This is a genomic window from Anaerovirgula multivorans (genome assembly GCF_900188145.1).
In the GTDB taxonomy this organism is placed as follows: Bacteria; Bacillota; Clostridia; order Peptostreptococcales; family Natronincolaceae; genus Anaerovirgula; species Anaerovirgula multivorans.
In genome coordinates, this window is the sequence record NZ_FZOJ01000044.1 from 21,218 (window position 1) to 27,217 (window position 6,000).

Below are 6,000 nucleotides of genomic sequence, written 5' to 3' on the forward strand. Positions count from 1 at the left end.
TTTCTAAATGCATAATTATCACTCCGGTCTTTCGGGATATCTGTATCCTTGTATACAAATTTTCTTATGTAAGTATATTCTTTACTAAAATGGAAAATCCTTCTTTTATTTTTTAAAAAAACAGAATATTTTAACGTCTTTTTTCTTTCTCTCCCAAGACATTCATTCTCCTAATAATTTGTTGCCCTTCTTCTGACAATAAAAATTCATAGGTTGATTGAGGTACCATGCTTTTAGCTTTTTCAATTTCACCTGTCATAATGAATTTTCTTACTTTAGAGGCACTAACCCAAACCTCTTCAACGGATAATCTTTTTAATTCTTTAACAGTAATGCCACTCGATGGCAAAACTTCTTTCATAGTTTCATTATATATTTTGGTAACAGGACAATAGGGTTCTTCTCCTATATATCTCTTTTTGATGTTTAAAGCAGGTGCTATAAAGGTTTTAAATATTTCTAAATCTAATAGAGCATGAACTCTGACAATAGTTTTGTCCTCTTTCAAAAAATAGGAGGGGAAAGTCGCATTAGAAATGATATAATCTATTCCTTTATGTAATATTACATTAGATAAATGTTTGGTACCTTCTTTTGCTAAATGATAACGTACTTCTGGGGGAAAGCTGGATCGATTTTCCCATACAATAAAGATATGGACACTCTCGCTTTCTGCAGCAGCCCTTTCTATTATATATTGATGCCCTAGGGTAAAAGGATTGCAATTCATCACAAGAGCAGCAACTTTATCCCCCTTAATGTTATTATTTTTTTGCTTCGCTGCACTGGTTTCTTTTAGACTTGCTACAAAGCTCTCTAACCCATGTCGCTTATTTTCTAGTAGACATACTTTACCAGTAATTTCTGCAATCTTATGGAATCCCACATCAGTGAATAGATAAGCATTTTCAGAATTTGTGTAAATAAACAAATGAGTATTCCCCCGATAATAGGCTTCATTGACTAAATGACTTATTATTTTTGTAGAGATACCCATCCCTTGATATTCTGGATTAACTGCTATGCACTTAAGAATTCTTTTGCTTAAGGATCCAGTCGCAATAAACCGCTCCTTATAAAGCAACGCAACGGTATACTCAACATCTTTTTCCAGCATAAGTCCATACTTCCTCAAGAAGTTCTCTACTTCCATTCTTTCTCTATGATTTCTTAAATCAACAATTTTCTCCTGTAAAAAATACTCCAAGGCTTATTCACCTCTTTCTATCCTACTTTTCAATTCCACTTGCCTTTAGGATGTCAATAGCACCGTTAAAATGTCGCGTTATATACGTTTTCCTCTACCTTGGTTTTTTGAGCATTATTCCGATAAGTTAGCATAATTAGCTGAAACTTTTTTATTTATAAATTTTAACTTAAAAAACAGATTACTCTAAATTACTTAAAAACGCTTTTTTAGCTTTTCTAATATGCATTCTTGTCAGTGTCTCAACGTGATCTTCATCTTTTTTTTCTAGTGCATACACAATTTCTTTATGTTCTTCTAATGCCACCATTCTTCTATCTTTTGTAAATAAAGAAATGCTCCTTAGACCTGTTAAATACTCGTATAAATTTTTCAATGTGGATTGTAGTCGTTTATTTTTGCTACTATTTAATATAATTGTATTGTATTCTCCATGAAGCACTAGAAACTCATCATAATTTTCATTATTAATAGCCTCTTCCATAAGCTCTATAATGCCTTTTAACCTATTAATATCAGCTTCAGTAATATTTCTACAGGCTAGTCTAGCCATTAGTCCTTCTAATACCTCTCTTAAATCATAAATATCTAAAGCATCTTCTTTAGTAATTCCTTGTACAATAGCACCTTTTCTTGGAATGTTAAGAATCAATCCTTCTATTTCTAATTGCCTTAATGCTTCTCTCACCGGCGTTCTGCTTACACTCATTTTTGTCGCAACTATGCTTTCAACTAAATGTTCTCCTTTTTTTATACGTCCATCAATAATAGCTTCTCTTAACTTTTGAAAAACAATTTCTCGAATAGGTCGTAAATCATACACTTCTACTGGTCCTAGTTCTGCATTCATCAATTAAACCTCCTAGCTAAATTTCAAGCGATCAAGATTATTACAATCTTTTTATTATTTTTACTATGTTTTTATAATACATAAAAACTTATCTACTTTCTCAAATTATGGATAAGTTATAACGTAAGTTTCATTAATTCTATCCTTTTATACTTTGAATAATAGAATTGATATAATTTCTGTCCTGTATTTTAGTATAAATAGATGGAGCATAAGTAAATAATTTAAATTCGAGATTCCGTATTATTCACTTAACTGTTTCACCTAAAGTCTACCTATTCATTTTCCTAAGAAAGACTTTGTTCTTTAGCGTCAACTGCATTCTATAATAGAAAAATACTTGCTTGATTGCTTTTATTATATTTTTCCCTGTAATTGCACTCATTCTCTATGTATACTGGTATACCCTTTTCCCGTAAAATAATTATTCTTTCTTTTATGAAAGAATCCTTCTTTTTTTAAAATTTTTTTCATTTTTGTTTAAAAAATAGTGGCATTAAAGAACCCTGTTAATAATTGAAATAGCCCTCAGTCTTATACTAAGGGCTTAAGTTTTGTTTAAGTATTTACCTTTTTTTCAAAATTTCATAAAAGAAGATTATTATTTCTAATATTTTTTTGTATTAAATACTCTTTCACTTTAAGTACCAAGTAAATACTTGGGGAAGTATTAAGTATATTGTTAAAAGTCTTGTTGTTTGAAAAAAGCTAACCATAAAAATATCACAATCGATATCTTCAGCAACAATAATCATTTGGGATAATCCTGCCGGCGCCGAGCATAACAAGCAAGTGCTAATATCCCATTTAGTGATGCTTTTTATAATAAAAGCTAATATAATTCCACTTATCACCATAAAAAAAGGCAAAATAATCATGGGCCCTATCAGTTGCCTTAACTGATGTAATGTCTCTTCAGTGAATTTAAGTCCCACACTGATACCAATTCCTATCTGGGCTACTAAATGAATATGTTTAGGTAGATATGCAGATTTTTTAAGCATTACACTGCTTATTCCTACCCCAATAATTGAACCAATTAACCCCCCAGCCGGTATCTCAAGATAGATAAATAATGTGCCTAACAGCACCCCACTGGCTATAATTTCTGGATTTATTGATTTTTTCTCTTTTTCCTTTTCTACAGTCTCATCACATTTCTGTCCATGTATACATCCATTTTTTTCTTTAATTGTTAATGCTAAGAAAGGTATGGTTAGCACAATAAATGTTAATCTAAGAAGCTGCAATAATGCGACTGTTGGAACATTTGCTCCATAGGAAAAAGCAGCAACACTCATTTCCGAAAGACCTCCTGGTGTACCTCCAAGAAGAGCTGTTGCAACATCGAGATGAGTAAAAGTCATAAGGGTATTGGCTGCAAGTAGAGAAGAACTAACGGTCCATGCAAGTACTAATATACCAGCGTAGAGTATATTTCTATTTTTTAATACCTTGAATTCTTCTCTTTTTATCTTCATCCCAACAAAAATCCCTAAAATTATCTGAAATATTGTTACCGAAAGCTTTGGTAGCTCTGGAAAATTAAAACCTAGCATATTGGTAATACCAACAAAGAACATTGGACCTATCAAGCCTGCAGCTGGAGCCTTTAAGGTTTTTAACAACCACCAGCCTAACAATCCAATACAAATAAGCATTAAATAATTCATCGAATATATCCTTCTTTCCTTTGCTATAAAATTTTAAAAGAGATGAGTAAATTTCATCACATACAAAAGGGGTCTCACTCCAATTTCTCCAATAGATTAAGTAGGACAAAACCATCGGAAAAGAACCAACCCACTTAAATGTATATTCGACAAATGGACTAAATTTCCTTTGAAGAAATCATGAAATTTTAGCGAGAAACTTAATTTCCTCAATCATATATTGCTATCCAGTGCAACAAGTCCCTTGTTAAGCATTTTAATTATTTTAGTATTGTCATCTACTAACAGGATACTGAAATTCACTTCTCTTTTCTGTAAGATTTCTCTATCCAGTTCTTTTTTATTTGAAGATTCAAAGCAAGGTAAGTAAATAGTAAATATATTACCAACATTTTTTTGCTTTCAACAGTTATTTCATCCTTATGGTTAACTACGGTACCTTGTACTACTGAAAGACCAAGCCCTGTACCTTCTCCAACCGACATATCCTTATCAAATCTCTTATCATTAAGACAAGATATCTCCCTACATCTAACCTTTCTAAGCTTAACTTCAATAGTTCCCCCATTTTCTCTCATGGCATGGTAGGCATTGGTGTAGAGATTAATAAAAATTTGATTTAGTTGAGTAGGATTTCCATAAACGTACCCACAGTTTTCATCACCATTATGTATAATGGTGATATTAGCTGAGAGCATAGATCTCATCATCTTAATACTTTCATCAATAATGCTATTAATGTCAATCAATTTAAACATCGATAAGTTTTTATCCCTTCTATAAATTAGTATTTGTTCAATAATATCTTTAGCTTTTTGGGATGCATCGTATATTTCTGATACATCTTCGTATAAATCACTATCCTATGGTATTTTTTGCTGCTTCATTTCTTGTTGGAATATTATCATTTAATTTTGATTTTAGTAGAATTGATGCATTATGAGGGTCAGTAATAATATCATTGCCATTTATTAAATATACGCCATCTTCATATAAATTAACCATAAAATAACCTCCCTATGTCTATAGTTTCATTTTCTTAGGTGAAAATTATATTGAGATTATTGTCAATATAAAACCCGCAATTAGCATTAGGATACTGATTACCCATAGCCATTTAAAACTAAATTTAATATGATCCTTTAGATCGACATCAGCAAGACCTACCGCAAGAAAAGTAGCGGGAACAAGCGGACTAATTAGAATTCCCACATTTTTACCAATCAACATAGTAAGTGCCATATTTATATCAGCTATTCCATACTTAGAACCTACTCCAATGGCTAAAGGAAGCAAACCGTAGAAATAAGAATCTGTTCCAAGCATTAGTCCTATAGGTAATGCTAATATCCCCATAAGTACATGTAGGTATCTAGCTAAGAAAGAGGGTATTACACCTAAAAGCAATAATGCCATCTCATCAAGCATTCCACTATTGTTAAGCTGCATAGGAATCAACATATGCCAGATAACGTTTGCATCCATGTTTGTAACAACAGCTGCTCTAGCAGTAGGTCCTCCCCATGGTAACAAATTCATAACCCCTACCTCCATTTAAATTTGATAATAATACATTTAAATTTTATAAAAATGATATGGAAATACCATTAACTTCAAAAGAAACAATGCTTATGAAGTTTTTCCTTAATAATCCTAATAAGGTTTTTACAAAGGAACAGTTATATAACAATGTTTGGGCTGACTTTGGAATAGGAGACAACACAATTATGGTGTATATACGACATCTTAGGACCAAAATAGAAGATGATGCTAACCAACCAAAGTATCTCAAAACAGTTTGGGGCATAGGCTATAAATTTAGTGTTGAAGATTCATAGATTTACACTTAATTTAAAGATTTAAAGTTTATCTATATTTTTCTAGTCCTGAAGTTCTTGAAAAACCTTAAAATAACATAAAAAAGAAGATGTATTTTATACATCTTCTTTTCATATAAACAACTTATAAAATGAGACTTAATTCATAAGTAGACAACCGAAAGTTTGGTTTCTAACTTTCGTGTTGGTCACTTAGTTTGTTTATCTATAAGCAGATAACCAAAATCTTTGATTTTGTGTTAGTCGCTTAGTTTGTTTATCTAGAAGAAGCGGGGGTCTTAGCAATACACCGAAGGATAAAATTTTATCTTAGAATAGGGATAGTAAAACCCCTGCCGCTACTGCTGAACCGATAACTCCTGCAACGTTCGGTCCCATAGCATGCATTAATAGAAAGTTGCTAGGATTTTCTTTCTGTCCAACAACCTGTGA

General features: G+C 31.8%; 8 protein-coding genes. 1 reads left to right on the forward strand and 7 read right to left on the reverse strand.

The genetic code is table 11. From position 1 onward, the window contains the following. Window positions 1–130 precede the first annotated feature (130 nt). The 6 genes from citC to CHB72_RS23360 form a co-directional block, all read right to left on the reverse strand. Window positions 131–1,207: a [citrate (pro-3S)-lyase] ligase gene (citC, locus tag CHB72_RS23340; protein WP_089285277.1), complete on the reverse strand. Its 1,077-nt coding sequence runs from the start codon at window positions 1,205–1,207 to the stop codon at window positions 131–133. 181 nt (window positions 1,208–1,388) lie between these two features. Next, entirely contained in the window at window positions 1,389–2,057 is a 669-nt protein-coding gene (locus CHB72_RS23345; RefSeq protein WP_089285278.1) for a GntR family transcriptional regulator, read from the reverse strand. Window positions 2,058–2,692: 635 nt separating this feature from the next. Continuing rightward, the gene (locus tag CHB72_RS23350) at window positions 2,693–3,730 is read right to left on the reverse strand and encodes an AbrB family transcriptional regulator (RefSeq protein WP_089285279.1); all 1,038 of its coding nucleotides are present in this window, start codon (window positions 3,728–3,730) and stop codon (window positions 2,693–2,695) included. A 299-nt stretch (window positions 3,731–4,029) separates the two neighbouring features. Further along, the gene (locus CHB72_RS23355) at window positions 4,030–4,488 is read right to left on the reverse strand and encodes an ATP-binding protein (RefSeq protein ID WP_089285280.1); all 459 of its coding nucleotides are present in this window, start codon (window positions 4,486–4,488) and stop codon (window positions 4,030–4,032) included. A 100-nt stretch (window positions 4,489–4,588) separates the two neighbouring features. Next, entirely contained in the window at window positions 4,589–4,735 is a 147-nt protein-coding gene (locus CHB72_RS26885; RefSeq protein WP_176431573.1) for a hypothetical protein, read from the reverse strand. Window positions 4,736–4,780: 45 nt separating this feature from the next. Next, window positions 4,781–5,269 carry a hypothetical protein gene (locus tag CHB72_RS23360; RefSeq protein ID WP_089285281.1) on the reverse strand — a complete coding sequence of 163 codons (489 nt, stop codon included), beginning with the start codon at window positions 5,267–5,269 and terminating at the stop codon, window positions 4,781–4,783. A gap of 56 nt (window positions 5,270–5,325) precedes the next feature. Here CHB72_RS23360 and CHB72_RS23365 point away from each other — a divergent pair, with 56 nt between their 5' ends. Then, window positions 5,326–5,568, forward strand: a complete 243-nt coding sequence (locus CHB72_RS23365) for a winged helix-turn-helix domain-containing protein (RefSeq protein ID WP_089285282.1) — start codon at window positions 5,326–5,328, stop codon at window positions 5,566–5,568. A 309-nt stretch (window positions 5,569–5,877) separates the two neighbouring features. Here CHB72_RS23365 and CHB72_RS28145 read toward each other — a convergent pair. Continuing rightward, window positions 5,878–6,000 (reverse strand): sodium ion-translocating decarboxylase subunit beta (locus CHB72_RS28145; RefSeq protein WP_141131566.1); only part of this gene is annotated, 123 nt, incomplete at its 5' end.

Coding starts and splice junctions, on each gene's coding strand:
- CHB72_RS23345 (WP_089285278.1), bottom strand. CDS start 2,057: ATGAATGCAGAACTAGGACCAGTAGAAGTGTATGATTTACGACCTATT.
- CHB72_RS23350 (WP_089285279.1), bottom strand. CDS start 3,730: ATGAATTATTTAATGCTTATTTGTATTGGATTGTTAGGCTGGTGGTTG.
- CHB72_RS23355 (WP_089285280.1), bottom strand. CDS start 4,488: ATGTTTAAATTGATTGACATTAATAGCATTATTGATGAAAGTATTAAG.
- CHB72_RS26885 (WP_176431573.1), bottom strand. CDS start 4,735: ATGGTTAATTTATATGAAGATGGCGTATATTTAATAAATGGCAATGAT.
- CHB72_RS23360 (WP_089285281.1), bottom strand. CDS start 5,269: ATGAATTTGTTACCATGGGGAGGACCTACTGCTAGAGCAGCTGTTGTT.
- CHB72_RS23365 (WP_089285282.1), top strand. CDS start 5,326: ATGGAAATACCATTAACTTCAAAAGAAACAATGCTTATGAAGTTTTTC.